Raw genomic sequence first — 26,679 nt, 5'->3', positions numbered from 1 at the left:
CTTACGATTTAGAACTTTACGGACAGTTTATCCCCCACCTAACCTTTTGGCTATTGCTGAATTGTAAGGTGGGGGTATTATTTGTTTGTGAATACATGATAAGATTAGTGTTTTGAAAGAGTTTCTCTGTAGAGGAAAGATAAGAGAGGATACATATGACAAAGTTTGCATTAGTGACTGGAGGAAGCGGAGGAATTGGCTCTGCAATTTCGAAACAATTAGTTGAAGATGGTTATACGGTGTATGTCCATTACAACAAAAGTGAAGAGAAAATAAAAAAATTAGAACAGCAACTTGGTGCAATTATTCCAGTTCAAGCGAATTTAGCAGTGGTAGATGGCGTGCAAAAGCTCTGGGCGCAAATTCATTATCCGATTGATGTTATTGTGTATGCAGCTGGAAAAAGTATATTTGGTTTGGCGACAGATGTGACAAATGAGCAATTGAATGAGATGGTGGAATTGCAGGTGAAGAGTGTTTATAACCTTCTTTCACTTGCGCTTCCATCGATGATCCGCCTGCGAAGTGGAAATATCGTTGTTATTTCATCTATATGGGGACAAGTAGGAGCGTCTTGTGAGGTGCTGTATTCTATGGTAAAAGGTGCACAAAACTCTTATGTAAAGGCGCTCGCAAAAGAGGTTGCGCTAAGTGGTATACGTGTAAATGCAGTGGCACCAGGGGCCATAGAGACGGAAATGTTAAGTGTGTTTTCAGAAGAGGACAAGAAAGAGATCGCAGAAGAGATTCCAGCTGGAAGGATTGGATTTCCAGAGGAAGTCGCCAAAACTGTTTCTTTCCTTGTATCACCAGGGGCTTCCTATATAACAGGGCAAATTATTGGAGTAAACGGTGGCTGGCATTGTTAAAATAAAAATATGTACATAAAAAGTGAGAAATTGTACAAATTAAGTATGATTCTATTACTTAATAGTGAGGTGCTTAAACATGTCAGTATTAGAGAATTTTGACCAGTGGAAAAGCTTTTTAGGAGAACGTTTAGAACAAGCGCAAGGAAAAGGGCTTGATGGTGGTGCAGTTTCAGATATGGCATTCCGTGTAGGTGATTATTTGGCAAATGAAGTAGAGGCGCGAAATGATCAAGAAAAATTATTAGCTGAGCTTTGGAAAGTGGCTGATGAACAAGAACAACACATGATTGCTAACTTAATGGTAAAGTTTGTACAACATAAGTAAAAAAGAGAGGAGAAAATCCTCTCTTTTTTTTAGGTATTGAAAATACCGTGATTCATTATACATTTATCTTCCCTATTAACGTAAAATCATATAATATAGTACGTAGGTATAAAGTAAGCAGGGGGAGTGACATTTGATGATTGAATGGTATTTTGAATATGAAATACATAAAAACCGACCTGGCTTGCTTGGTGACGTTTCTTCGTTAATCGGTATGCTTGGTATTAATATTGTCACAATTAATGGTGTAGACAACGCTCGGCGTGGGTTGTTGCTTATGTGTGATAGCCAAGAGCAAATCTCTAGACTTGAATCAATTTTGAATACGATGGATAATATAACGGTAACGAAATATCGTCCGCCAAAGCTCAGAGATAGGTTGGCAGTTAGGCACGGTAGGTACATACAGCGAGACGCAGATGATAAGAAAACATTTCGTTTTGTTCGTGATGAATTGGGTTTACTCGTTGATTTTATGGCGGAACTAATGAAAAAAGAAGGGCATAAACTCATCGGAATAAGAGGAATGCCTCGCGTTGGAAAAACGGAATCTATCGTTGCTGCAAGTGTTTGTGCAAATAAGCGTTGGCTATTTGTTTCGTCTACTCTTATTAAACAAACTGTACGCAGTCAACTGATTGAAGATGAGTATAGTGACGATAATATTTTTATATTAGATGGCATTGTTTCAACAAAGCGTGCGAATGAAAGGCATTGGCAACTCGTTCGTGAAATTATGAGATTACCCGCAACTAAAGTTGTCGAACATCCAGATGTATTTGTGAGTCAATCAGAATATACACTTGATGATTTTGATTATATTATTGAATTGCGTAACGATTATGATGAAGAAATTCAATATAATTTAGTAGATGAAATTGAGCAAGGAGCGCAAAATAATTTCTCTATGTTTGACTTTTAAAGAAATATTGAGGTGTTAGTAGTGACGGAATTAGGACAAAAGCTGAAGGAAGCAAGAGAAGCGAAAGGCTTATCTATTGATCAGCTACATGAGGTAACGAAAATTCAAAAACGGTATTTAGTAACAATTGAAGAGGGCGATTATAGTATATTGCCTGGTGCATTTTATGCACGTGCATTTATTAAACAATATGCGGACGCGGTTGGTCTGAACGGAGAAGAGTTGATTGTAGAGTATCAAAGCGTAGTACCACAATCTGAATCTCATGATGTACCGCAAATATCAAAAGGTCAAAAAACACAAGAAACTATGCAAAAAGCAGCATCGCTTCCAATAGCAGATCATATGTCTAAAATATTGATTGCATTATTGGTAATTGCAGTAGGGGTAGCTGTGTGGTTTGTTTTCCAATGGTTAATTGGAAAAGATGAAGGACAAGTAAAACAAACGAAAAGTGAACAAATAGAAGTACAGAAGGCGAAAAATTCTCCGCTTGATGAAAAGAAAGAAGAAGTAAAAGCAGAAGAACCTAAAAAAGAAGAACCTAAAAAAGAAGAGCCAAAGAAAGAAGAACCACCAGCACAACAGCCACCTGCTGGACAAGAAGAAGTGAAGCTTGTTGGAACAAGTGGTAAGGTATCTACTTTGGAAATTCATAATAATAAAGCACTGGAGTTAGAAATTACAGCGAAGGGTGCAAGTTATGTAGACATTAAAAATGAAGGTGGAAATGTCGTTTTTAATGGTACACTTCAAGAAGGTCAAACAGAAAAACATGATTTAACAACAGCAAAAGAAGTACTTCTCAACATTGGAAGTGCACCGAATGTTGAAATTAAACTGAATGGCCAAGTTGTTGCTTTCCCACTAGATCCAGAAAAGGAATATCACCAAAGATTAGTGATTAAAAATCTAGGGATAGGACAACCTGCACAATAACAGTCATCGCTTCGATGACTTTTTTCCAATGAACAAATGTTTTTGACATGATGGAGGAATAGCTGTGAATTTACCAAATAAAATTACAATATCTCGAATCTGCTTAATTCCAATTTTTTTAGTAATTATGTTAGCTCCTTTTAACTGGGGAACATATACAGTTGGAAATGTAGAGTTACCAATTCAACATTTAGTAGGAGCGATAGTTTTCATTGTTGCTTCAGCTACAGATTGGATTGATGGACATTATGCAAGAAAGTATAATCTCGTGACGAATCTAGGTAAGTTTCTTGATCCATTAGCTGATAAGTTACTTGTTTCAGCAGCGCTTATTACATTAGTAGAAATGCAATATGTCCCATCTTGGATTGTTATTGTAATCATTAGCCGTGAGTTTGCTGTAACAGGATTACGTCTTATATTGGCTGGAACTGGTGAGGTTGTTGCGGCGAATATGTTAGGGAAAATTAAAACATGGACACAAATTATTGCGATTTCAGCATATTTATTACATGATGTACCGTTAAATTTAATCCATATTCCGGTTGCGGATATTTTCATATGGATTGCACTTATCTTTACGGTTATTTCTGGCTGGGACTATTTCTGGAAAAATAGAGCTGCTTTTGTAAATTCAAAATAACAGCTTATGGGGGAATCGGAATGAATGCCGAAATTATTGCGGTTGGAACAGAATTGTTACTCGGGCAAATTACAAATACAAATGCGAAGTTTTTATCTGAAAAGTTAGCTTCCATCGGAATTAATGTGTATTATCATACGGTTGTAGGTGATAATAATCATCGTTTACAAGAAGCAATTCAAATTGCTGAGAAGCGTGCAGATATACTTATTTTTACTGGTGGATTAGGACCGACAAAAGATGATTTAACGAAAGAAACAATTGCTTCAACCTTACAAGAAGAACTTGTTTATGATGAAGAGGCTTTAACGTCAATTGGCGAGTATTTTAAACGTACAGGACGCGAATTCACAGAAAATAATAAGAAACAAGCACTTGTTTTGAAAGGATCGACTGTATTTGCAAATGATCATGGTATGGCACCGGGTATGGGGCTAGCTAAGAACCAGAAGGTTTATATTTTATTACCGGGCCCGCCAAAAGAAATGAAACCGATGTATACAAGCTACGTAGAGCCGTTTTTACGTAACTTTACAACTGAAGAGCATATATATTCCCGTGTTCTTCGTTTTTTCGGCATTGGAGAATCCCAACTGGAAGTGAAAGTTCAAGACTTAATTGATGGGCAAACGAATCCAACAATTGCTCCGCTAGCTTCAGATGGAGAAGTAACGCTTCGTTTGACCGTTAAACACCATGATGTAAAGCATGCGGAAGTGTTAATTCAACATATAGAAGATTTGATTTTAGAACGAGTAGGGGAGTTTTTCTACGGATATAATCAAGATTTTCTTCATAATAAAGCGATTGATTTATTGAAGAAAAAAGCTTTAACTTTAGCGTGTGCAGAAAGTTTAACAGGCGGTCTGTTTGGAAATCAAGTAACAGAAAATGCCGGCGTATCTTCTGTTTTTAAAGGCGGCGTGATTTGCTATCATAACGATGTGAAACAACATGTTTTACAAGTGCCTGAAGAAACCTTACAAACAGTCGGTGCTGTTAGCGAACAATGTGCTCGTTATCTTGCTGAAAATGTAAAGACACTATTGAAGGCGGATATTGGGATTAGCTTTACTGGAGTGGCAGGACCGGGTGCTTCGGAAAATAAAGAGCCTGGTACTGTTTTTGTAGGTTTAGCGATAAAGAATGAACCAACGTTTGTTTTTCCTCTTAAATTAAGTGGAAGTCGTCAGCAAATTCGAGAACGCTCTGTGAAATATGGATTTTATCATTTATACAAAAAACTAGAAGAGATGTGAGTTTCTTCTAGTTTTTTTGTGATGAAAAATGAAACTTTTTCCATGGAAAACAAAAAAACGAATAAACGTTCGATTTTTGTTGGCAAATTGATATGAAAATAGGTATAATAAGATTAGCAATTCAGTTAAGGAGGAATTTTGAATGAGTGATCGTCAAGCGGCATTAGATATGGCGTTAAAACAAATAGAGAAGCAATTTGGTAAAGGTTCCATTATGAAATTAGGAGAACAGGCAGAACGTAGAATTTCTACAATTCCAAGTGGTTCATTAGCACTTGATGTAGCTTTAGGTGTTGGTGGTTACCCGCGCGGACGTGTTATCGAAATCTATGGACCTGAAAGCTCAGGTAAAACAACGGTTTCCTTACATGCGATTGCAGAAGTGCAACGTCAAGGTGGACAAGCAGCATTTATTGATGCAGAACATGCAATGGATCCTGTATATGCACAAAAATTGGGTGTTAATATTGATGAGTTACTATTATCACAGCCTGATACAGGAGAACAAGGTCTAGAAATTGCAGAAGCTTTAGTACGAAGCGGTGCAATTGATATTATCGTAATTGACTCTGTAGCGGCTCTTGTACCAAAAGCGGAAATCGAAGGAGAAATGGGTGACTCTCACGTCGGTTTACAAGCACGTCTAATGTCACAAGCACTTCGTAAGCTTTCCGGTGCGATTAACAAATCAAAAACAATTGCAATCTTTATTAACCAAATTCGTGAAAAAGTTGGGGTTATGTTCGGGAACCCAGAAACAACTCCAGGTGGTCGTGCGTTGAAATTCTATTCAACAGTTCGTCTTGAAGTGCGTCGCGCTGAGCAATTAAAGCAAGGTAATGATATTGTTGGTAACAAAACAAAAATAAAAGTAGTGAAAAATAAAGTAGCACCTCCTTTCCGTGTTGCTGAAGTTGATATTATGTACGGAGAAGGGATTTCAAGAGAAGGCGAAATTTTAGATATGGCTTCTGAACTTGATATCGTTCAAAAAAGTGGTGCTTGGTATTCTTATAATGAAGAACGTTTAGGACAAGGGCGCGAAAATGCAAAACAATTCTTAAAAGAAAATCCAGAATTAAGAGATGAAATTGCATTCTTTATTCGTGAACATCATGGTATTGGTGAAGATTCTGGAAACTTAGAAGAAGGTGCTATTCTAGATTAACAAAAGACACGATTTCGTGTCTTTTGTTTTTTATTTCACAATAATATGTAGCAAGGCCTTTCATTCAAGCGTTCTCCCTTGTTAAAACTGATTAGGTAAGGGGTGTCATCTTTGGTGAATATAAACTTTTTTCGTTAAAAGGAGATTTATATGACAAAGGTAAAGAAAGTAAAAGTAGACAACGCTTGACAATGAAAATTGCGATAGATACAATGAGAATGTATATTTTTTCTTATATACGATACACTCTTCTCTAGAAGAGAAGTAACATTCGGAGTAGGTTCTATACCTTTTCGAAATAATAATATGACATTTTAATTGTGAAATGAAGAAAGTCCCTTAAAAAGCGGGGCGACGGTCTTTGCTGTACGTTGCAAATTAATGTACATGCCGACAGTCTTTTTTCATTCATGGCAAGGGGAGGTGAAATCATGAGTAGTAGTACATTAATTTGGATACTCATCTCCATTTTGCTTGCAACAGTCGGTGCAGTTGTTGGCTTTTTTGTTCGAAAGTCTATTGCAGAAGCGAAGATTAATGGTGCAGCAAACGAAGCGAGACGCATTTTAGAAGATGCAAATCGTGAAGCAGAGGCACTTAAGAAGGAAGCGCTTTTAGAAGCAAAGGATGAAATTCATACACTTCGTACAGAAGCTGAATTAGAAATTCGTGATCGTAGAAGCGAATTACAAAAACAAGAAAATCGTTTAATGCAAAAAGAAGAGAACCTTGATCGTAAAGACGAGACGCTCGATAAACGTGAGCAGATGTTAGAAAAGAAAGAGGAATCTCTTGTAGCGAGACAACAACAGATTGAAGAGTTGGAAAGCAAAGTGGGAGAGTTAGTTCAAAAGCAACAAACGGAATTAGAGCGCATTTCCAATCTGACACGCGAACAAGCGAAAGCAATCATTTTAGGGAAAGTGGAAAGTGAAATTTCTCATGAAATTGCCGTTATGGTAAAAGAAAGTGAAGTTCGTGCGAAAGAAGAGGCGGATAAGAAAGCAAAAGAGATTTTATCTCTTGCAATGCAAAGATGTGCAGCTGATCATGTTGCTGAAACAACCGTTTCGGTTGTAAATCTTCCAAATGACGAAATGAAGGGACGTATTATCGGGCGTGAAGGTCGTAATATTCGTACGTTAGAAACGTTAACAGGTATTGACCTTATTATTGATGATACGCCAGAAGCGGTAATCCTATCAGGGTTCGATCCAATTCGTCGTGAAACAGCTCGTATCGCTCTTGATAAGCTCGTACAGGATGGACGTATTCACCCAGCACGTATTGAGGAAATGGTCGAAAAATCGAGACGTGAAGTGGATGAGTATATTCGCGAAGTTGGGGAACAAACAACATTTGAAGTAGGTGTCCACGGATTACATCCAGATTTAATTAAAATCTTAGGTCGTTTGAAATACCGTACAAGTTATGGACAAAATGTGTTGAAACACTCTATGGAAGTAGCGTACTTAACAGGACTTATGGCAGCGGAGCTTGGCGAGGATGAAAAACTAGCAAGACGTGCAGGTCTATTGCATGATATCGGAAAAGCAATTGACCATGAAGTAGAAGGTAGTCACGTTGAAATTGGTGTTGAACTCGCAACGAAATATAAAGAGCATCCGGTTGTTATTAATAGTATCGCATCTCACCATGGTGATACAGAACCAACTTCCATCATTGCAGTTTTAGTTGCAGCAGCGGATGCGTTATCAGCTGCAAGACCAGGAGCTCGTAGTGAAACGCTTGAAAACTATATTCGTCGTCTTGAAAAGTTAGAAGAGATTTCAGAATCCTATGAAGGAGTAGAAAAATCTTTTGCAATTCAAGCAGGACGTGAAGTTCGCATCTTGGTAAAACCGGATACAATCGATGATTTAGAAGCCCATCGTTTAGCGCGTGATATTCGAAAACGTATTGAAAATGAACTGGATTATCCAGGACATATTAAAGTAACAGTTATTCGTGAAACACGTGCAGTGGAATACGCAAAATAAAGTGGTGAAACACCACTTTATTTTTTTGTGTTGGGATTGGGCAATATAAAATAAATCGTTTGCAAATCACTTTATTCGATTTCCATTCTAGTTGGCTAGAATGGAAGAAGAGTTTTAATGAGCAGTTTGTTTTTCTTATCAGTGAGTAATAAAATAAGTAGTACATAGAAAGGGTAAGACATATGAGAATTTTATTTGTTGGAGATGTAGTAGGATCCCCTGGAAGAGGTATGATTCAACAATACGTACCGGCGTTAAAGAAAAAATATACGCCTACTGTAACAATTATTAATGGAGAAAATGCTGCAGGTGGCCGTGGTATTACAGAGAAAATTTACCGAAACTTTTTAGAGTGTGGTGCACAAGCAGTTACGCTTGGGAATCATGCTTGGGATAACCGTGAAGTGTTTGAGTTTATTGATGATGCAAAATATCTTGCAAGACCAGCCAATTTCCCAGAGGGAACACCGGGAAAAGGACTTATTTTTGTAAATTGTAACGGTACCGAAGTAGCGGTAATTAATTTACAAGGACGTACGTTCCTTCCGCCAATTGATTGCCCGTTCCGAAAAGTAGATGAATTAATTAACATTGCGAAAAAACGTACAAATATTATCTTTATTGATTTTCATGCTGAGACAACAAGTGAAAAACAGGCGCTTGGTTGGTACGTAGATGGGCGTGCTACGGCAGTCGTAGGGACACATACGCATGTTCCAACAGCAGATAATCGTATTTTGCCAAGCGGAACAGCTTATATTACAGATGTTGGAATGACTGGTCCGTATGATGGGATTTTAGGTATGGATCGTGAAGCTGTACTGAAGAAATTTTTAACGAATTTACCTGTACGTTTTGAAGTAACAAATGGAAGAACGCAACTAAGTGCAGTATTAATTGATGTGGATCCAAATACAGGAAAAGCGAAAAAAATTGAACGTATTTTAATCAATGATGATCAGCCATTTTTCGAATAAGATCATTTAAAAGTTAGAAAAAACATTATATTTTAATTTTTTAGAAAAATTACAGAAATTTAGCAGGAATACATGTCTCCCCTCGTGAATATAAGTTAAAGTGAAATCAATCGCTAATACTTTTTAAAGAAACGAGGAGGAAACGAGGAATGGAAATATTAAAAGTTAAAGCAACTTCGGTCCCTAACTCTGTAGCCGGTGCACTTGCTGGAGTTATTCGCGAACGCGGAACAGCAGAAATCCAAGCTATTGGCGCAGGTGCATTAAATCAAGCTGTGAAGGCAGTAGCAATTGCAAGAGGGTTTGTAGCGCCTAGTGGTTTGGATTTGATTTGTATCCCAGCTTTTACAGACATTATGATTGATGGTGAAGAACGTACAGCAATAAAATTAATTGTAGAACCTCGTTAAGTTTGAACAACCTGTTTGCTTTTATGCAAACAGGTTGTTTTTATGGGGAAGGGGAAATGAAAGTGAAAGTGTTTGATGCGCACTGTGATGTACTATGGCAACTATGGAGTGCAAAAGGAAAGAAGAATTTTCAAAATGATCCGTCTTTACATATTACATTTGAACAATTGGAGCAAAGAAAAGGAAGCGTACAATGCTTTGCGATATATGTACCTGAAATCGTACCGTATGAACAACGTTTTGAAGCTACGTTAGCTATGATAGATATATTTTATAAGCAGATTTTATCGTTACCAAACATGAAATTGATTCAGACAAAAAAAGATATAACGCAGTTAGAATCAAATGAAATTGGCGCGATTTTAACATTAGAAGGCGGCGAAGCAATTGGAAAAGAAATGATGAAATTGCGCACGCTCTATCGTTTAGGAGTCCGATCTATGGGACTCACGTGGAATCATGCGAATTTATTAGCTGATGGAGCACTGGAAACAAGAGGAGCGGGACTTACTGCGTTTGGTAAGAAGGTTGTAGAAGAGCTGAATTCGTTTCGTTTATGGACAGATGTGTCTCACTTAAATGAAAAAGGTTTTTGGGATGTGATGGAAATTGCTCAATATCCAATTGCATCACATTCAAATTGTTATGGGCTTTGTCAGCACCCGCGTAATCTGAAAGATGAACAAGTACAAGCACTTATTCAAAAAGATGGTGTAATTGGTGTAACGTTCGTTCCAGAGTTTTTAACCAACCATAGGCCTGCTTATATGGATGACATATTACGGCATGTGGAGCGCATTTGTTCGCTCGGAGGAGAGCGCAATATAGGATTTGGTTCGGATTTTGATGGTATCACAGAAATGGTTGTCGGTGTGGAAGCGTATCGGCGTTATGAATATGTAATCAATGAACTGAGTAAGCGATACAGTGAAACAAATGTTCAAAGCTTTTTATATGATAATTTCATTAATCATATTTCTTTCTAGTTTCTTATTTTTTATTGTTTTTTTATTTAAAAATAAAAAGTTAGAAAAATTAAAAAATTCCAATGAAATTCAGGCCAAATTATTGCATTTTTTTCATTGTAAGGCTAGAATTGTAGACGAATTAAGATTATGCAAAACATTCAGGGAAGTCTGAAGAGGTATAATTTGTGTCCATTGTAGTTTCTTTGCATAAAAAGTGCTACACTATTACTGTAAAAAAATACACTACAATGAATGCAGCCAAAAGGGGTGTAGGAGATGATTAGTCAACTTTCATGGAAAGTTGGAGGACAACAAGGTGAAGGAATTGAAAGTACAGGAGAAATCTTCTGTATTGCATTAAACCGCTTAGGGTATTACCTATACGGTTACCGCCACTTTTCATCACGAATTAAGGGTGGTCATACAAATAATAAAATTCGCGTAAGTACAACTGAAGTACGTGCAATATCAGATGATTTAGATATTTTAATTGCTTTTGATCAAGAAACAATTGATTTTAACTTCCACGAACTACGACCAGGTGGAATTGTTGTTGCAGATGCAAAATTTAATCCAACTATACCAGAAAGTTCAGATGTAAATCTATATGCAATACCGTTTACAGATATTGCCTCTGAATTAGGGACATCATTAATGAAAAACATGGTTGCCGTTGGGGCATCTAGTGCAGTATTAGGGTTAGATGAAACTGTATATTTAGAAGTTGTTGAAGAAATTTTCGGTCGCAAGGGAGAGCAAGTCGTTAAAAAGAATATGGAAGCAATCAAACGCGGCTCTCAATATATGAAAGAATTACTTGGTGAGAAAGTGAATATGATGCAGCTTGAAAAAGCTGATGGTCAAAAACGTATGTTTATGATCGGTAACGATGCAATTGCATTTGGCGCAGTAGCTGGTGGAGCGCGCTTTATGTCAGCATATCCAATTACACCTGCCTCTGAAATTATGGAATACTTAATTAAAAAATTGCCAAAAGTAGGCGGAACAGTCATCCAAACAGAGGATGAGATTGCTGCTTGTACAATGGCAATTGGTGCGAACTATGCGGGTGTACGTACCCTAACAGCATCAGCAGGACCTGGTTTATCTTTAATGATGGAATCAATTGGTTTAGCTGGTATTACAGAAACACCACTTGTAATCGTTGATACACAGCGTGGTGGTCCAAGTACTGGTTTACCAACAAAGCAAGAGCAATCTGATTTAATGGCGATGATTTACGGGACACACGGTGAAATTCCAAAAATCGTAATGGCGCCAAGTACTGTTGAAGAAGCGTTCTATGATATCGTAGAAGCATTTAACCTAGCGGAAGAATATCAAGTTCCTGTTATTTTCTTAACAGATTTACAGCTTTCTTTAGGAAAGCAAACAGTAGAACCATTGAAATTAGACAGAGTAGAAATTCGCCGCGGTAAGCTTGATTTACAGGCAGAGTTACCAGATCGTGAAAATAAAGCTTACTTTAAACGTTATGAAGTGACAGAAGATGGTGTTTCACCACGTGTTTTACCTGGTATGAAAAATGGTGTTCACCATGTGACAGGTGTAGAACATGATGAAACTGGTAAACCATCTGAATCAGCACTGAATCGTAAAGCACAAATGGACAAACGTTTCCGTAAAATGGAGAATTTAAAGTTTAATACCCCTGTTTACAAAAATGCTAAGTATGATGAAGCTGATGTATTGTTAGTTGGCTTTAACTCTACTCGTGGTGCAATTGAAGAAGCAATGGAGCGTTTAGAGCAAGAAGGATTAAAAGTAAATCATGCTCATGTTCGTTTAATTCATCCGTTCCCAACTGATGAAATTCTTCCACTTGTAAAGGATGCAAAACGCGTTGTTGTAGTAGAAAACAATGCAACTGGTCAGCTTGCTAACATTATGAAAATGAATCTTGGCACTGGTGAGAAAATTTCTAGTCTGTTAAAATATGACGGGAATCCATTCCTACCAAAAGAAATTTACAACGAATGCAAAAAAGGGGTTGTATTAAATGGCAACATTTAAGGACTTTCGGAACAGTGTAAAACCAAACTGGTGTCCAGGTTGCGGAGACTTCTCGGTGCAAGCTGCGATTCAACGTGCAGCAGCTAACGTTGGTTTAAACCCAGATGAATTAGCTGTTATTTCTGGAATTGGCTGTTCAGGTCGTATTTCAGGTTATATTAATTCATATGGTGTTCATAGTATTCATGGGCGTGCACTTCCAATTGCACAAGGTGTGAAAATGGCAAACCGTGATTTAACAGTTATCGCATCTGGTGGTGATGGAGATGGCTTTGCAATCGGTATGGGACATACGATTCATTCGATTCGTCGTAACATTGACATTACGTACATCGTTATGGATAACCAAATTTACGGTTTAACAAAAGGTCAAACTTCACCACGTAGCGAAGCGGGATTTAAAACGAAAAGTACACCGCAAGGTTCAATTGAACCAGCGTTATCTGTAATGGAAATGGCGTTAACAGCTGGTGCAACTTTTGTGGCACAAAGCTTCTCTAGTGACTTAAAAGAATTAACGCAGCTTATCGAAGCTGGTATTCAGCATAAAGGATTCTCTTTAATTAATGTATTTAGCCCATGTGTAACTTATAATAAAGTAAATACGTATGACTGGTTTAAAGAGAATTTAACAAAATTAAGCACAGTCGAAGGATACGATCCATCTAATCGTATGATTGCTATGCAAACATTAATGGAAAACAAAGGTTTAGTAACAGGCTTAATTTATCAAAATACAGAGCAGCCTTCTTACCAAGAACTTGTAAAGGGATATAGTGAAAAGCCTTTAGTGCAAGCTGATTTACAAATGGATCAAAAAATGTTTGATGAACTCGTTGCTGAATTTATGTAATCATAATAAAAAAGCTGCTTAATGGCAGCTTTTTTATTTACATGGTGAGTAAACAAAATGAGTTAACTTTTTAATATATTTTGTTTACTCGGAAAATTCAGAATGATAAAATGATAGTGTATCGTCTTGTCAGAAAAAATTGGTTTGTGCGCTGTAGTACGTGGGTATGATACTGTCTCTTTGTTGTTAAATTTGGCTAAACACTTTATACTATGATAGTGTGTATAGGAATAAAATAACATGTTATTTAAAAGGACAAGGTTAAAACAACAAAAAAGGGAATGTCTATTGGTGTCGGGAAGACTCCATTCTTACGGATGGTTAGATCGATTACTCGAGTTTCAAAGGGGCAAGTTATCTCTCAAACTATCCTAATCTTTAAGATGGGTCTGATTGTCATTAGAATGGACTACAGAGTGTGTATAGTTAAGGTTGAAAGGAGATTACCCATGAACGAGCAACAACGATTAGCAAGTCAACAAGCCAATTCTTCTATGAAAAAAGGAGAAAAAGATTACAGTAAATACTTTGAAAGTGTATATCAGCCGCCTTCTTTAAAAGATGCGAAAAAACGCGGAAAAGAAGAAGTTAAAATTGAACGTGATTTTGGTTTGCCAGAAGAGTTTCGTAACTTTGGTGCCGGAAGAAAGTTTTATATCCGTACTTATGGATGTCAAATGAATGAACATGATACAGAAGTAATGGCTGGTATTTTTACAACACTTGGATATGAACCAACATTTTCGACAGAAGATGCAGATGTGATTCTATTAAATACTTGTGCCATTCGTGAAAACGCTGAGAATAAAGTATTTGGTGAACTTGGTCATTTAAAACCATTAAAACAAAGAAACCCAGATCTCTTAATTGGTGTGTGTGGTTGTATGTCTCAAGAAGAATCTGTTGTAAATAAAATTATGCAAAAAAACCAGCATGTAGATATGGTATTTGGTACACATAATATTCATCGTTTGCCGTACATTTTAAAAGATGCGATGTTCTCAAAAGCGACAGTTGTTGAAGTATGGTCTAAAGAAGGGGATGTAATTGAAAACCTTCCGAAAGTACGTCGTGGTGATATTAAAGCATGGGTAAATATTATGTATGGATGCGACAAATTCTGTACATATTGCATAGTACCATATACACGTGGTAAAGAACGTAGTCGCCGCCCAGAAGATATTATTAATGAAATTCGTCATTTAGCGGCAAATGGATATAAAGAAATTACGTTGCTTGGTCAGAACGTAAACGCATACGGTAAAGACTTTGAAGATTTAGAATATGGTCTTGGCGATTTAATGGATGAACTTCGTAAGATTGATATAGCACGTGTTCGTTTTACGACAAGTCACCCACGTGATTTCGATGATCACTTAATTGAAGTACTTGGAAAAGGCGGTAATTTAGTTGAGCATATCCACTTACCGGTGCAATCTGGAAGTACAGATATGTTGAAAATTATGGCACGTAAATATTCACGGGAACACTATTTAGAACTTGTACGTAAAATTAAAGAAGCGATTCCGAATGCAGTATTAACAACTGATATTATCGTTGGTTTCCCAAATGAAACAGACGAGCAGTTTGAAGAAACGATGTCGTTATATCGCGAAGTAGGGTTTGATAGTGCATTTACATTTATTTATTCTCCACGTGAAGGTACACCTGCTGCAAAAATGAAGGATAATGTACCGATGGAAGTGAAAAAAGAGCGTTTACAACGTTTAAATGCATTGGTTAATGAATATTCTATGGAAAAGAATAAACGATATAAAGGCCAAATCGTTGAAGTACTAGTTGATGGAGAAAGTAAGAATAATCCCGACGTGCTTGCAGGCTATACGCGTACCAATAAACTTGTAAACTTCGTAGCTCCAAAATATGCAATCGGTCAGCTTGTAAAAGTAAAAGTAACGGAAGCGAAAACTTGGTCTCTAAACGGGGAATTGGTTGAGGAGCCACTCGAGGTGAAATAATAGATGAAAGTTTATACAAAAGATGAAATTGTTGAGCAAGCGAAAGAATTAGCGAAAATGATTTCTGAAACAGAAGAAGTGGATTTCTTTAAACGTGCGGAAGCGCAAATTCATAAAAATGAAAATGTAAAACGTGCAATTGATGAAATTAAAGCGCTGCAAAAACAAGCCGTAAACTTACAGCATTATGGAAAATGGGAAGCATTGAAAAAAGTAGAAGCGGAAATAGATGCTCTGCAAGATAAACTTGATAGCATTCCGGTTGTACAGGAATTTAAATCTTCACAAACATATGTAAATGATTTACTGCAGCTTGTAGCAAGTACCATTTCTAATAACGTAACGGATGAAATTTTAATTTCAACTGGTGGCAATGTGTTAAAAGGTGAAACGGGTGCTGAAGTAGAGAGTAAAAAAGGGAATTGTGATTGTTAAGGGAGATGTCTTATGGACATCTCTTTTTTGTTTTTATTTTGCTCTATAGTCTTTTGTCAAAAAAAGAATGACACATTCCGCTATTGTCACGCATATGATTAAGTGAATATTGATTGAGGAGGGTTCCGAATGTCCGAATTTAGAGAGATTATTACAAAGGCAGTAGTGGGCAAAGGACGTAAGTATACAAAGTCAACGCATACATGTGAATCAAATCATGAGCCGACAAGTATTCTCGGATGTTGGGTAATTAATCACACATATGAAGCAAGAAAGAATGGGAAGGCTGTAGAAATTGAAGGATACTACGATGTGAATACGTGGTACTCATTTGATGAAAACACAAAAACAGAAGTTGTAACAGAACGTGTTAGTTACACGGATGAAATCAATATTGGATATCGTGACAAAAATTTTTCAGGTGAAGATTTAGAAATTATTGCCCGCGTTATTCAACATCCAAATTGTTTAGAAGCAATTGTTTCACCAAATGATAACAAAATTGTTGTAACGGTAGAGCGTGAATTTGTAACAGAAGTTGTCGGTGAAACGAAAATTTGTGTAAATGTAAATCCAGATGGATGTCCAGAGGATGAGGATAGCTTTGAAGTAGATGATGATGAATTTGAAGAGTTAGATCCAAACTTTATTGTAGATGCAGAAGAAGAATAATAGAAAGCTAGGGAGAATTTCTTCCTAGCTTTTTACATAGTATTAGTCATACTGGATGGAACTATTTTGTATTGAAAATGTGCTATAATGAAGAGAGACTCCTATAAGTGGAGAGGAAATTGTCCGTGAAGTGCGGCATATAAATATAGCACATTTTTATGAAGTATGGAGGAAACAAATGGCACAGTACACCCCGATGATACAACAATATTTAAAGGTCAAGGCAGATTATCAAGATGCCTTTTTATTTTTCCGTTTAGGAGATTTTTATGAAATGTTCTTTGAGGATGCTATAAAGGCAGCGCATGAGCTTGAAATTACATTGACAAGCCGAGATGGTGGGAGTAGTGATCGTATACCGATGTGTGGTGTCCCATATCATGCAGCAAAAAACTATATTGAACAGCTTGTTGAAAAAGGATATAAGGTTGCGGTTTGTGAACAAGTAGAAGATCCCAAAACAGCAAAAGGTGTTGTAAGACGTGAAGTTGTTCAATTGATTACGCCAGGAACGATGATGGAAGGGCGCACAATTGATGAGAAAGAAAACAACTTCTTAGCGGCGTTAACTCATTTTGAAGATGGTTCTTATGCACTGGCTTGTAATGATTTAACAACAGGACAAAATACAGTGACACTATTAACGGGTACGGTAGAAGATGTTTTATTAGAGGTGTATGCAACAGGTTCAAAAGAAATTGTTGTAGATTCTACATTTTCAAAAGATGAGCTAAACAAGCTAACAGAAACATTGAAAATGACAATTTCATATGAAGATGCAACGAAGATTCCTGAAGGGTTGGAACACCTTGTTAAAAGTGTGACGCAAACGAAATTAGTTACAGCAGTAGGACGCTTATTGAATTATGTATTAAGAACGCAAAAACGTTCATTGGATCACTTGCAGCCGGTAGATATTTATTATACAAATCAATTTATGAAAATTGATGTACATTCAAAGCGTAATTTAGAGTTAACAGAAACACTTCGAACAAAAGAGAAAACAGGCTCTTTATTATGGCTATTAGATAAAACAAAAACAGCTATGGGTGGCCGTATGTTAAAACAGTGGATGGAACGTCCACTTATACAAAAAGACAACATTGAAGAACGTTTAGAAATGGTTGAAACGTTTGTGAATGACTATTTTTTACGTGAAGATTTAAAAGAAAAATTAAAAGAAGTGTATGATTTAGAGCGTTTAGCAGGAAAAGTCGCATATGGTAACGTAAATGCGCGTGATTTACTGCAATTAAGACGTTCACTTCTGCAAGTGCCAGCTATTTTAGAGGCCATTAGTTTATTAGACAATTCTTATGCAGCAAGGTTAATTCAAGGCGCTGATCCATGTGAAAGTTTAACAGAGTTACTAGGAAGAAGTATTCAAGAAAACCCACCGCTTTCTATAAAAGATGGGGATATTATAAAAGATGGCTATAATGACAAATTAGATCAATATCGCTATGTTAGTAAGAACGGAAAAACGTGGATTGCAGAGCTTGAAAAACGTGAGCGTGATATTACAGGGATTAAATCATTAAAGATTGGTTACAACCGTATTTTTGGCTATTATATTGAAGTGACAAAGGCAAATCTTTCTGCTCTTCCAGAGGGGCGCTATGAGCGTAAGCAGACACTTGCAAACGCAGAACGTTTCATCACAGATGAATTAAAAGAAAAAGAAACATTGATTTTAGAGGCAGAAGAAAAAATTGTACAGCTAGAATATGATTTATTCACTGCACTTCGTGAAGAAGTAAAGGTGTTTATTCCTAAATTACAGCATCTAGCGAAAGTTATTAGTGAACTAGATGTACTGCAAAGCTTTGCAACAGTAAGTGAAGAAGAGCAATTTGTAAAACCAGTTTTAACAGATAAACGTGAAATCTTTATAAAAGATGGTCGCCATCCTGTTGTAGAAAAAGTATTGAACGGCAAATTGTATGTTCCAAATGACTGCATGATGCCTGAAAATATGGATGTCTTTTTAATTACGGGTCCAAACATGTCTGGTAAGAGTACGTATATGCGTCAATTAGCACTTATTACTGTTATGTCGCAAATCGGTTGTTTTGTACCAGCAACAGAAGCGGTGTTACCTGTCTTTGACCAAATCTTTACGAGAATAGGTGCAGCAGATGATTTAATTTCAGGTCAAAGTACATTTATGGTCGAAATGTTAGAAGCGAAAAATGCAATTGCGAATGCATCGGAAAGAAGTCTAATTCTATTTGATGAAATTGGACGCGGTACATCTACGTATGACGGTATGGCACTCGCACAAGCAATCATAGAACATATTCATGATCAAATTGGAGCGAAAACATTATTCTCAACACATTATCACGAACTAACTGTATTAGAAGAAAGCTTAGAGCAACTGAAAAATGTACACGTTTCAGCTATTGAAGAAAACGGAAAAGTTGTTTTCTTGCATAAGATTCAAGATGGTGCAGCAGATAAAAGTTATGGTATTCACGTTGCCCAGCTTGCTGAACTGCCAGATAGCTTAATTGCTCGTGCGAAAGAAGTGTTAGCGCAGCTAGAAGGACAAGAGGAAATCATCATTCCAAAACGAGTGGAAGTGAAAGTACAAGAAGAAATTGTCCAAGAACCAGTCGTTGTAAAAGAAAAATCAGAACCGCAGCTAGAAGAGAAAGAAGAACCTGCAGAATCACAGCTATCTTTCTTTACTACAGAACAGCCTGTGAAAAAAGAAGACAAGGCTATGTTTGATCAAAAAGAAACAGCTGTATTAACACAAATTAAAAAAATCGATTTACTTGATATGACTCCTCTAGAAGCCTTAAATGAACTGTATCGTTTGCAGAAAAAGTTAAAGAAAGGATGAGTAAGTAGATGGGGAAAATTCGCAAACTCGATGATCAACTCTCTAACTTAATTGCCGCAGGGGAAGTAGTCGAACGACCTGCTTCAGTTGTAAAAGAACTTGTCGAAAATTCCATCGATGCGAATAGTACATCTATTGAAATCCACTTAGAAGAAGCTGGATTATCAAAAATTCGCATCATTGATAATGGAGATGGCATTGCTGAAGAAGATTGTATTGTTGCTTTTGAGCGGCATGCAACAAGTAAAATTAAAGATGAAAATGATTTATTTCGCATCCGCACGCTCGGTTTCCGTGGTGAGGCATTGCCAAGTATCGCATCTGTTAGTGAATTAGAGTTAGTCACAAGTACAGGAGATGCACCAGGTACACATCTTATTATTAAGGGCGGAGACATTATAATGCAGGAAAAAACAGCGAGCCGTAAAGGGACAGATATTACGGTTCAAAATCTGTTTTTTAACACGCCAGCACGCCTTAAATATATGAAAACAATTCATACAGAGCTTGGGAATATTACAGACATTGTATATCGCATTGCTATGTCCCATCCAGAAGTATCTTTGAAATTGTTTCATAATGAGAAAAAACTGCTACACACTTCGGGGAATGGTGATGTGAGGCAAGTACTTGCTGCAATTTACAGCATTCAAGTTGCGAAAAAACTCATTCCGATTGAAGCGGAATCATTGGACTTTACCATTCGTGGATATGTAACGTTACCTGAAGTAACGAGAGCATCTCGTAATTACATATCTACGATTGTAAATGGCCGTTACGTTCGAAACTATGTCTTAATGAAAGCAATTCAGCAAGGGTATCACACATTACTTCCAGTGGGACGTTATCCAATCGGTTTTTTATCAATCGAGATGGATCCAATGTTAGTTGACGTGAACGTTCATCCAGCGAAATTAGAAGTGCGTTTTAGTAAAGAGCAGGAATTACTGCAATTGATTGAAAAAACATTGCAGGACGCGTTTAAAAAAATACAGCTCATTCCAGATGCTGGTGTTACATCAAAGAAAAAAGAAAAAGATGAAAGTGTACAAGAGCAATTTCATTTTGAACATACAAAACCGAAAGAAGTACCACTGCCAAATATCGTCTTACCGACTGGAATGGATGAGAAACAAGAAGAAATCCAAGCCAAACCACAAAACAAAAATTTACTTTGGCAACCACCGAAGCAGGAATGGCAGCCACCAGAATCTTTAGTAAAAGAAGAAAATGGTTGGCAACTTTCTAAATCAATGATTGGAAAATCTGTCCAAGACGGGAATGGATGGGATAACAGCGAGGAAGATTTTGAATTAGAAGAAGTAGCAGAAATCCAAGAAATCGAAATGAATGGAAACGACTTACCACCGCTTTATCCAATCGGGCAAATGCATGGAACCTATATTTTCGCCCAAAATGATAAAGGTTTATATATGATTGACCAGCATGCAGCGCAAGAGCGAATCAATTATGAATATTTCCGTGATAAAGTAGGACAAGTAACGAAAGAAGTACAAGAATTGCTCGTACCATATCGTATTGATTTATCTCTCACTGAATTCTTACGTGTCGAAGAGCAATTAGAGGAATTGAAAAAGGTAGGATTATTCTTAGAACAATTTGGTCATCAATCCTTTATCGTTCGTTCGCATCCAACGTGGTTCCCAAAAGGACAGGAAATAGAAATCATCGATGAAATGATGCAGCAAGTTGTCAAACTAAAAAAAGTCGATATAAAAAAACTGCGTGAAGAAGCGGCTATTATGATGAGCTGTAAAGCATCGATCAAAGCAAATCAATATTTAACGAACGATCAAATATTTGCTTTGCTAGAAGAACTGCGTACAACAACAAATCCTTACACATGTCCGCATGGTAGACCTATACTTGTGCATCATTCGACGTATGAACTGGAGAAGATGTTTAAGCGGGTGATGTAGGAGAGTTGTCCAACGGGAAAAAAGTTCGCTAATGGGAAATGAAAATTGTTTGTACTGTTTAAAGCTAGTATAAAGAATGAAAAATACCACTGAATTAATGAGTTTTTGTGTTAATATACTGAAAAAATAATAATGCACGAAAAGAATTTTTTAATAGGCAAAAAAAGCATGACAATTTTATGTCATGCTTTTTGTTAATTATCCATGTATATATTAACTCGACTTGCATATTTTCTTTGGGCAGGCAGTTTACTTCTTCTTCTCCTTGGGACATAAAAATCAATTAGGTTTTTATTCAATTATAGGGCGCTTTAATGGGGTAACGAAAAAAGCCCAATTTCTTAATATTAATACTAAGAAATTGGGCTTTTAAATATTGGAATTTCTTAACGTTGTAAATCCGTATTTTCCTGACGCTACACTAAATGATTGGATATTTGGATATCATTTAGTGTAAGTCATTTGTCTTGTAAAATGGGGTTTTTCTTCCTTTGAATTTGCAACAATTATGGTCGTGTAAATACATTGATAAAAATGAGAAACTGTGGTAAATTTATATAGATACACCATTGATATGTTTTTGTGTAAATTATCCCTATTTTAATTATATATCATAAAATCCTTTTCAGTCAACCTCTATTTTTATTTTTTTAAAGGAGTGTTTGATATGAACATGGAACTTCGCGAGGAGCAAGAACGAGTGGACAGCGTAATTGGTTGATCAGATGAACAATTTTTGTCATATGATTCGTCTTAGTATTGAGCGATAAATGGGAGGGAAAGAAATGAAACCATATGTACTAGAGTTTCGTGAGATCGATAAAACGAGACAAATGGTGGTCGGTGGTAAAGGGATGAATTTGGGCGAATGTTCGAGGATTGAAGGAATACTTGTACCAGAGGGATTTTGTGTTACCACTGAGGCATATAAAAGAGTCATTGGGAAAAATGAGGAGCTTCATCAATTACTGGATCAACTAGCAGTTCAAAAAGTGGACGAACGAGAAAGAATTAGTGAAATTAGCAGGAAGATTCGTGAGCTGATTGAGGGGATCGAGATCGAGAAGGGGATCGAAGAAGATATCGATCGATGTCTCTTAACTTTTGGCTTCGAGCATGCATATGCTGTTCGTTCAAGTGCTACAGCCGAGGATCTTCCATTTGCCTCCTTTGCTGGTCAACAGGACACCTATTTAAATATCATCGGAAAAGATGAAATATTGCGATATATCAGTAAATGTTGGGCTTCCCTATTTACTGATCGCGCAATAATTTACCGAATCCAAAACGGATTTGATCACAGCCAAGTTTATCTATCCGTTATCATTCAACGGATGATTTTCCCACAGGCTTCAGGAATTTTATTTACTGCTGATCCGATTACTTCCAATCGAAAGCTACTATCGATCGATGCTAGCTTTGGACTAGGAGAGGCTCTTGTCTCAGGCCTGGTATCTGCGGATTGCTATAAGGTGCAAGAAGATAAAATCGTCGATAAGATGATAGCAACCAAAAAATTGGCCATCTATGGACTAAAAGAAGGCGGAACAGAGACACAGCAGATTGATCCTGATCGGCAAAAGACGCAAACACTTACTGAACAACAAATTTTACAGCTCGCACGCATAGGCAGAGAGATTGAAGCTTATTTTGGTTGCCCACAAGATATCGAATGGTGTTTGGTTGATGATACATTTTATATTGTCCAGAGTCGTCCAATCACTACTTTATACCCCATCCCTGAAGCAAATGATCAGGAAAATCACGTTTATGTATCTGTCGGTCACCAACAAATGATGACCGACCCCATGAAACCATTGGGATTATCTTTATTCCAGTTAACATCTTTTGGACCCAGGTTTAAAGCTGGTGGAAGGTTATTTGTTGATATCACACATAATCTGGCTTCGCCTGTCAGCAGAAAAACGATAATAGATACCTTGGGACAATCAGATCCGCTCATAAAAGACGCACTCATGACTATAATAGAGCGAGAAGATTTTATAAAATCGTCACCAGATGGTAAAAAAGTACCGAGTCCCAGTAAAAGCAATAAAGGTATATCGTCTTCGGGTTTTCAAGCACAAATCGAAAACGATCCGACAATCGTTTCTGATTTGATTAAGAGTAGTCAAACATCGATAGAAGAGTTAAAACAAAACATCCAATCGAAATCAGGATCAGATTTATTTGATTTTATTCTAGAAGATATCCAGAAATTAAAGAAGATTTTATTTGACCCACAAGGTTTGGGTGTGATTATGGCTGCTATGGATGCTTCAACATGGATCAATGAAAAAATGAACAAGTGGTTAGGTGAGAAAAACGCAGCAGACACGCTTTCTCTATCTGTACCAAACAATATTACTTCGGAAATGGGTCTGGCGCTATTAGATGTCGCAGATGTGATTCGTCCTTATCCGGAAGTAATCAATTATTTACAACATGTAAAAGATGATAACTTTTTGGATGAACTGGTTAAGTTTGATGGTGGGCAGGAAACCCAAGGTACTATCTATGATTATCTCAGCAAATACGGAATGCGATGTACCAGAGAAATCGATATTACTAAAACTCGTTGGAGTGAAAAACCAACTACACTTATCCCCATGATTCTTAGTAATATCAAAAACTTTGAGCCTAATGCTAGCAATCGGAAATTTGAGCAAGGGCGACAGGAAGCTTTGAAAAAAGAACAAGAGTTATTAGATCGATTGAAGCAATTACCGGATGGTGAACAAAAAGTCAAAGGAACAAAACGAATGATCGACCTAATCCGGAATTTCATCGGTTATCGGGAATATCCAAAGTACGGCATGGTTAATCGATACTTCATTTATAAGCAGGCTTTACTGAAAGAAGCCGAACAACTCGTACAAGCCAACGTTATTCATGAAAAAGAAGATATATACTATCTCACTTTTGAAGAACTTCACGAAGTCGTACGCACAAATAAACTAGATTACCAGATCATCAGCAAACGAAAAGACGAGTACAAATTATATGAAAAACTAACTCCCCCACGTGTTATCACGTCTGATGGTGAAATTATTGCGGGTGAATACAAACGAGAAAATCTCCCAGCCGAAGCTATTGTAGGTCTACCGGTTTCTTCCGGAGTTATAGAGGGCAGAGCACGCGTCATCTTAAAAATGGAAGATGCAGATTTAGAAGATGGAGATATACTGGTTACAACCTTCACCGATCCTAGCTGGACACCATTGTTTGTATCCATAAAAGGACTTGTCACCGAAGTTGGCGGACTGATGACCCATGGAGCAGTCATCGTACGTGAATATGGCTTACCTGCCGTTGTCGGTGTTGAAAATGCCACCAAGCTGATAAAAGATGGGCAACGAATTCGAGTAAATGGAACAGAAGGTTATATAGAAATACTATAATCCATTACATTTAAATCATAAAAGAAGAGCATTCGAATTAGGAGAATCATTGACATCATGGTGCTTTGCGGTCTATGGTAAGAACCCTGTCACTAGGACATATAAGGGGACAGTAACTGAAGATCGATATTAATGTCTGTTAAGATTATCTTGAAATCGAGTCTTCTGTTAAAGAGCGCTATTGTTGAATAAGAAAGGACATTACATATTAGTCATATAAAATATGTAATGTCCTTTAATTTATCTATCTTTTTTTATTTTAGGTCTTGATAAAAGATCTTTCAAAATGGTTTCTTTTTGTGTATTGCATAGGGATTTAGTAGGGTCATTTTAATTAAACTTTATTCCAGTGCTATAGATAACGGCGCACCTTGAAATAAAATAGGGTTTGATGTTTTTGTGGTTTTTACATTTTAATAATTGTATATAAATAAAAAATGCTATAGAACACCGAGATATAATGGTGTCATATTACTGTAATTCATAATTTATACAGAAAAGAGTTGAAGTAGAATATGTTATATTCCAAAAATTTAGTAGGTATGAGTTTGATAGTATCACTTACAATAGGTGGGCTTCTATGATAAAGATATAGACAAAATGAGTAAATTAACAGGTGGAGATGGAAAACAATTTAATGAAGCGATGGCGGAAAAGGTTAGAAAAGCAGTCCTATATAATTATGAGGGCGTATCTAGTATTACAGAAGAATCAGTAGATAACTATTTTAAAAATTTTAAAGAAGTAATACGGCAAAAAGTGAAATTTGAAACGAATGTTGTATATATAGATGGAGAAGGTAAAACTGCAGAAGTGGAAATAAAATCAAAGCCAATATTGGTATCAAGTTTGAGAACAAAAGTTGAAGATGAGCAAAAAAGAATATTAAGTGAAAACCCATCAATACCTAACCCAAAATTAATAAAGCAACTATATGATTATTCATCTTCAATATTACTTGAAGCAGAAATATCTTCTACGGAAGAATCGCTAAGGGTTGGTATGTATAATAAAGGTGACGATAAGTGGCATATAAATGGAGAGGATATAAAGGATCTTCCAAGGGTTTTATGGAAACCATAATATATTATTAAACTCTTTATAAAAAAGATACTATTAATTCGATATACAGGTTTACTCAGGTGATTTTTGAATTTTCTGTATTAGGAATCTTGGTGCTTTGTTTAAGAATAAAAAATTGTAGCTGTTTTTATAACTTTTTGATATAATTTCGTTACATTCATTTATAATGAAATTTAAATTTAATAGGTAGGTAATAGAGTTATATGCAAGATATTAAGGTAACAAAGACACATGAACAATTAACAATTGAATGGCAAACTGCAGAAATTAATATTCTGTTAGAGGACATTGTTGAGATTATTGAAGATAATGACTATGTTCCTGAAAAGAAAAAGTTAGTAAAGATAGGAACACAAAGTGGTGAATCAGATTGTATATTAATTAGAACTACAACTTTAGATTATGCATTATTTACACTTAATAAGATTTCATTTTTAAATAAAATTAGATTGTGAGCATCTCGTGAACTACTCACCTGCTATGCTAACGCTTAGAGAATGAACAAAAAAGAGCGGTTTCCGCTTCTTTTTTTGCTATTAGTTATGTTAATTTTCGTTGTTAATTTTTAACGAATGCAGTTCTTATTTAATGCTTGTACCTACACCTCAACCGAACCAGTTAAAAGGATCTAGAAATATATTTATTTTATAAATATTTCATGAAAAAAGTTCTGTATAGGTTGATATATAAATATAAGAGGTGAAATTATAGAATTTTTATTTTTTACATGTATTACTGTTTGCTTTTGTAATAATGTCACGTATTTCACTTTGTTTCATCATATGAATAATTAATTTATCTAGATCTTGGCTAAATTTTAGCACCCTAGGATGACAAAAACCATAGTGTTTAACAAGCTCAATTAATTCTTCTTTTCTTTTTTCAATTAAATAATGTAACTTTCTCATCTCCATATTCTTGCATAAACTCCTCTATCCCCATAATATT

22 protein-coding genes are annotated in these 26,679 nt (G+C 36.4%); 21 read left to right on the top strand and 1 reads right to left on the bottom strand.

What is annotated here, in order from left to right; translation table 11 throughout:
• Positions 1-155: 155 nt before the first annotated feature.
• The 21 genes from ymfI to C568_RS0117410 all read left to right on the top strand — a co-directional run bounded on the left by ymfI (position 156) and on the right by C568_RS0117410 (position 26,186).
• The gene (gene ymfI / locus C568_RS0117515) at positions 156-869 is read left to right on the top strand and encodes an elongation factor P 5-aminopentanone reductase (RefSeq protein WP_018782285.1); all 714 of its coding nucleotides are present in this window, start codon (positions 156-158) and stop codon (positions 867-869) included.
• A 79-nt stretch (positions 870-948) separates the two neighbouring features.
• A complete protein-coding gene (locus C568_RS0117510) occupies positions 949-1,197 on the top strand; it encodes a DUF3243 domain-containing protein (protein ID WP_003199403.1) in 249 nt (82 codons plus the stop codon).
• Positions 1,198-1,333: 136 nt separating this feature from the next.
• Positions 1,334-2,119 carry a DUF3388 domain-containing protein gene (locus tag C568_RS0117505; protein ID WP_016115921.1) on the top strand — a complete coding sequence of 262 codons (786 nt, stop codon included), beginning with the start codon at positions 1,334-1,336 and terminating at the stop codon, positions 2,117-2,119.
• Between the two features lie 12 nt (positions 2,120-2,131).
• Entirely contained in the window at positions 2,132-3,058 is a 927-nt protein-coding gene (locus C568_RS0117500) for a helix-turn-helix domain-containing protein (RefSeq protein ID WP_080740049.1), read from the top strand.
• 64 nt (positions 3,059-3,122) lie between these two features.
• Entirely contained in the window at positions 3,123-3,701 is a 579-nt protein-coding gene (gene pgsA, locus C568_RS0117495; protein WP_018782283.1) for a CDP-diacylglycerol--glycerol-3-phosphate 3-phosphatidyltransferase, read from the top strand.
• Positions 3,702-3,721: 20 nt separating this feature from the next.
• A complete protein-coding gene (locus C568_RS0117490; RefSeq protein WP_018782282.1) occupies positions 3,722-4,960 on the top strand; it encodes a competence/damage-inducible protein A in 1,239 nt (412 codons plus the stop codon).
• Between the two features lie 142 nt (positions 4,961-5,102).
• Positions 5,103-6,128, top strand: coding sequence for a recombinase RecA (recA, locus tag C568_RS0117485; RefSeq protein ID WP_006095669.1), 1,026 nt, complete (start codon positions 5,103-5,105; stop codon positions 6,126-6,128).
• A gap of 431 nt (positions 6,129-6,559) precedes the next feature.
• Positions 6,560-8,128, top strand: coding sequence for a ribonuclease Y (rny, locus tag C568_RS0117480; protein WP_016115916.1), 1,569 nt, complete (start codon positions 6,560-6,562; stop codon positions 8,126-8,128).
• A gap of 182 nt (positions 8,129-8,310) precedes the next feature.
• On the top strand, positions 8,311-9,105 hold the full coding sequence (locus C568_RS0117475) for a TIGR00282 family metallophosphoesterase (RefSeq protein ID WP_003199419.1): 795 nt from the start codon (positions 8,311-8,313) through the stop codon (positions 9,103-9,105).
• A 149-nt stretch (positions 9,106-9,254) separates the two neighbouring features.
• Complete coding sequence (spoVS, locus tag C568_RS0117470; RefSeq protein WP_000404341.1) at positions 9,255-9,515, top strand: stage V sporulation protein SpoVS; 261 nt, start codon at positions 9,255-9,257, stop codon at positions 9,513-9,515.
• A gap of 23 nt (positions 9,516-9,538) precedes the next feature.
• Positions 9,539-10,501, top strand: coding sequence for a dipeptidase (locus tag C568_RS0117465; protein WP_003199421.1), 963 nt, complete (start codon positions 9,539-9,541; stop codon positions 10,499-10,501).
• Between the two features lie 258 nt (positions 10,502-10,759).
• A complete protein-coding gene (locus tag C568_RS0117455; protein ID WP_018782280.1) occupies positions 10,760-12,517 on the top strand; it encodes a 2-oxoacid:acceptor oxidoreductase subunit alpha in 1,758 nt (585 codons plus the stop codon).
• The gene (locus tag C568_RS0117450) at positions 12,504-13,370 is read left to right on the top strand and encodes a 2-oxoacid:ferredoxin oxidoreductase subunit beta (protein WP_018764680.1); all 867 of its coding nucleotides are present in this window, start codon (positions 12,504-12,506) and stop codon (positions 13,368-13,370) included. The genes C568_RS0117455 and C568_RS0117450 overlap by 14 nt, the downstream gene beginning before the upstream one ends.
• Positions 13,371-13,819: 449 nt before the next feature.
• Positions 13,820-15,349 carry a tRNA (N6-isopentenyl adenosine(37)-C2)-methylthiotransferase MiaB gene (gene miaB, locus C568_RS0117445; protein WP_003199427.1) on the top strand — a complete coding sequence of 510 codons (1,530 nt, stop codon included), beginning with the start codon at positions 13,820-13,822 and terminating at the stop codon, positions 15,347-15,349.
• A gap of 3 nt (positions 15,350-15,352) precedes the next feature.
• Positions 15,353-15,784: a RicAFT regulatory complex protein RicA family protein gene (locus C568_RS0117440; protein ID WP_006095670.1), complete on the top strand. Its 432-nt coding sequence runs from the start codon at positions 15,353-15,355 to the stop codon at positions 15,782-15,784.
• Between the two features lie 129 nt (positions 15,785-15,913).
• Positions 15,914-16,456 carry an outer spore coat protein CotE gene (gene cotE, locus C568_RS0117435; protein ID WP_003199431.1) on the top strand — a complete coding sequence of 181 codons (543 nt, stop codon included), beginning with the start codon at positions 15,914-15,916 and terminating at the stop codon, positions 16,454-16,456.
• Between the two features lie 178 nt (positions 16,457-16,634).
• On the top strand, positions 16,635-19,307 hold the full coding sequence (mutS, locus tag C568_RS0117430) for a DNA mismatch repair protein MutS (RefSeq protein ID WP_018782279.1): 2,673 nt from the start codon (positions 16,635-16,637) through the stop codon (positions 19,305-19,307).
• Between the two features lie 8 nt (positions 19,308-19,315).
• Positions 19,316-21,247: a DNA mismatch repair endonuclease MutL gene (mutL, locus tag C568_RS0117425; protein ID WP_018782278.1), complete on the top strand. Its 1,932-nt coding sequence runs from the start codon at positions 19,316-19,318 to the stop codon at positions 21,245-21,247.
• A gap of 785 nt (positions 21,248-22,032) precedes the next feature.
• Positions 22,033-24,648 carry a phosphoenolpyruvate synthase gene (ppsA, locus tag C568_RS0117420; RefSeq protein ID WP_018782277.1) on the top strand — a complete coding sequence of 872 codons (2,616 nt, stop codon included), beginning with the start codon at positions 22,033-22,035 and terminating at the stop codon, positions 24,646-24,648.
• Between the two features lie 600 nt (positions 24,649-25,248).
• Positions 25,249-25,731, top strand: coding sequence for a DUF5105 domain-containing protein (locus C568_RS30980; RefSeq protein ID WP_018782276.1), 483 nt, complete (start codon positions 25,249-25,251; stop codon positions 25,729-25,731).
• A 203-nt stretch (positions 25,732-25,934) separates the two neighbouring features.
• Positions 25,935-26,186 (top strand): SunI/YnzG family protein, encoded by a 252-nt coding sequence (locus tag C568_RS0117410; protein ID WP_003203088.1) that lies wholly within the window; start codon positions 25,935-25,937, stop codon positions 26,184-26,186.
• Between the two features lie 261 nt (positions 26,187-26,447).
• Here the strand turns inward: C568_RS0117410 and C568_RS0117405 are convergent, their stop codons facing one another.
• Positions 26,448-26,645 (bottom strand): aspartyl-phosphate phosphatase Spo0E family protein, encoded by a 198-nt coding sequence (locus C568_RS0117405; RefSeq protein WP_003203089.1) that lies wholly within the window; start codon positions 26,643-26,645, stop codon positions 26,448-26,450.
• Positions 26,646-26,679: the final 34 nt, after the last annotated feature.

The organism is Bacillus sp. 95MFCvi2.1, from assembly GCF_000374965.1.
GTDB classification, from domain to species: Bacteria; Bacillota; Bacilli; order Bacillales; family Bacillaceae_G; genus Bacillus_A; species Bacillus_A pseudomycoides.
Note: the sequence above shows the minus strand (reverse complement) of the source record. Positions and strands in the feature narration are given on the sequence as shown.

Coding starts and splice junctions, on each gene's coding strand:
- ymfI (WP_018782285.1), top strand. CDS start 156: ATGACAAAGTTTGCATTAGTGACTGGAGGAAGCGGAGGAATTGGCTCT.
- C568_RS0117510 (WP_003199403.1), top strand. CDS start 949: ATGTCAGTATTAGAGAATTTTGACCAGTGGAAAAGCTTTTTAGGAGAA.
- C568_RS0117505 (WP_016115921.1), top strand. CDS start 1,334: ATGATTGAATGGTATTTTGAATATGAAATACATAAAAACCGACCTGGC.
- C568_RS0117490 (WP_018782282.1), top strand. CDS start 3,722: ATGAATGCCGAAATTATTGCGGTTGGAACAGAATTGTTACTCGGGCAA.
- recA (WP_006095669.1), top strand. CDS start 5,103: ATGAGTGATCGTCAAGCGGCATTAGATATGGCGTTAAAACAAATAGAG.
- rny (WP_016115916.1), top strand. CDS start 6,560: ATGAGTAGTAGTACATTAATTTGGATACTCATCTCCATTTTGCTTGCA.
- C568_RS0117475 (WP_003199419.1), top strand. CDS start 8,311: ATGAGAATTTTATTTGTTGGAGATGTAGTAGGATCCCCTGGAAGAGGT.
- spoVS (WP_000404341.1), top strand. CDS start 9,255: ATGGAAATATTAAAAGTTAAAGCAACTTCGGTCCCTAACTCTGTAGCC.
- C568_RS0117465 (WP_003199421.1), top strand. CDS start 9,539: ATGCAAACAGGTTGTTTTTATGGGGAAGGGGAAATGAAAGTGAAAGTG.
- C568_RS0117455 (WP_018782280.1), top strand. CDS start 10,760: ATGATTAGTCAACTTTCATGGAAAGTTGGAGGACAACAAGGTGAAGGA.
- C568_RS0117450 (WP_018764680.1), top strand. CDS start 12,504: ATGGCAACATTTAAGGACTTTCGGAACAGTGTAAAACCAAACTGGTGT.
- miaB (WP_003199427.1), top strand. CDS start 13,820: ATGAACGAGCAACAACGATTAGCAAGTCAACAAGCCAATTCTTCTATG.
- C568_RS0117440 (WP_006095670.1), top strand. CDS start 15,353: ATGAAAGTTTATACAAAAGATGAAATTGTTGAGCAAGCGAAAGAATTA.
- cotE (WP_003199431.1), top strand. CDS start 15,914: ATGTCCGAATTTAGAGAGATTATTACAAAGGCAGTAGTGGGCAAAGGA.
- mutS (WP_018782279.1), top strand. CDS start 16,635: ATGGCACAGTACACCCCGATGATACAACAATATTTAAAGGTCAAGGCA.
- mutL (WP_018782278.1), top strand. CDS start 19,316: ATGGGGAAAATTCGCAAACTCGATGATCAACTCTCTAACTTAATTGCC.
- ppsA (WP_018782277.1), top strand. CDS start 22,033: ATGAAACCATATGTACTAGAGTTTCGTGAGATCGATAAAACGAGACAA.
- C568_RS30980 (WP_018782276.1), top strand. CDS start 25,249: ATGAGTAAATTAACAGGTGGAGATGGAAAACAATTTAATGAAGCGATG.
- C568_RS0117410 (WP_003203088.1), top strand. CDS start 25,935: ATGCAAGATATTAAGGTAACAAAGACACATGAACAATTAACAATTGAA.
- C568_RS0117405 (WP_003203089.1), bottom strand. CDS start 26,645: ATGGAGATGAGAAAGTTACATTATTTAATTGAAAAAAGAAAAGAAGAA.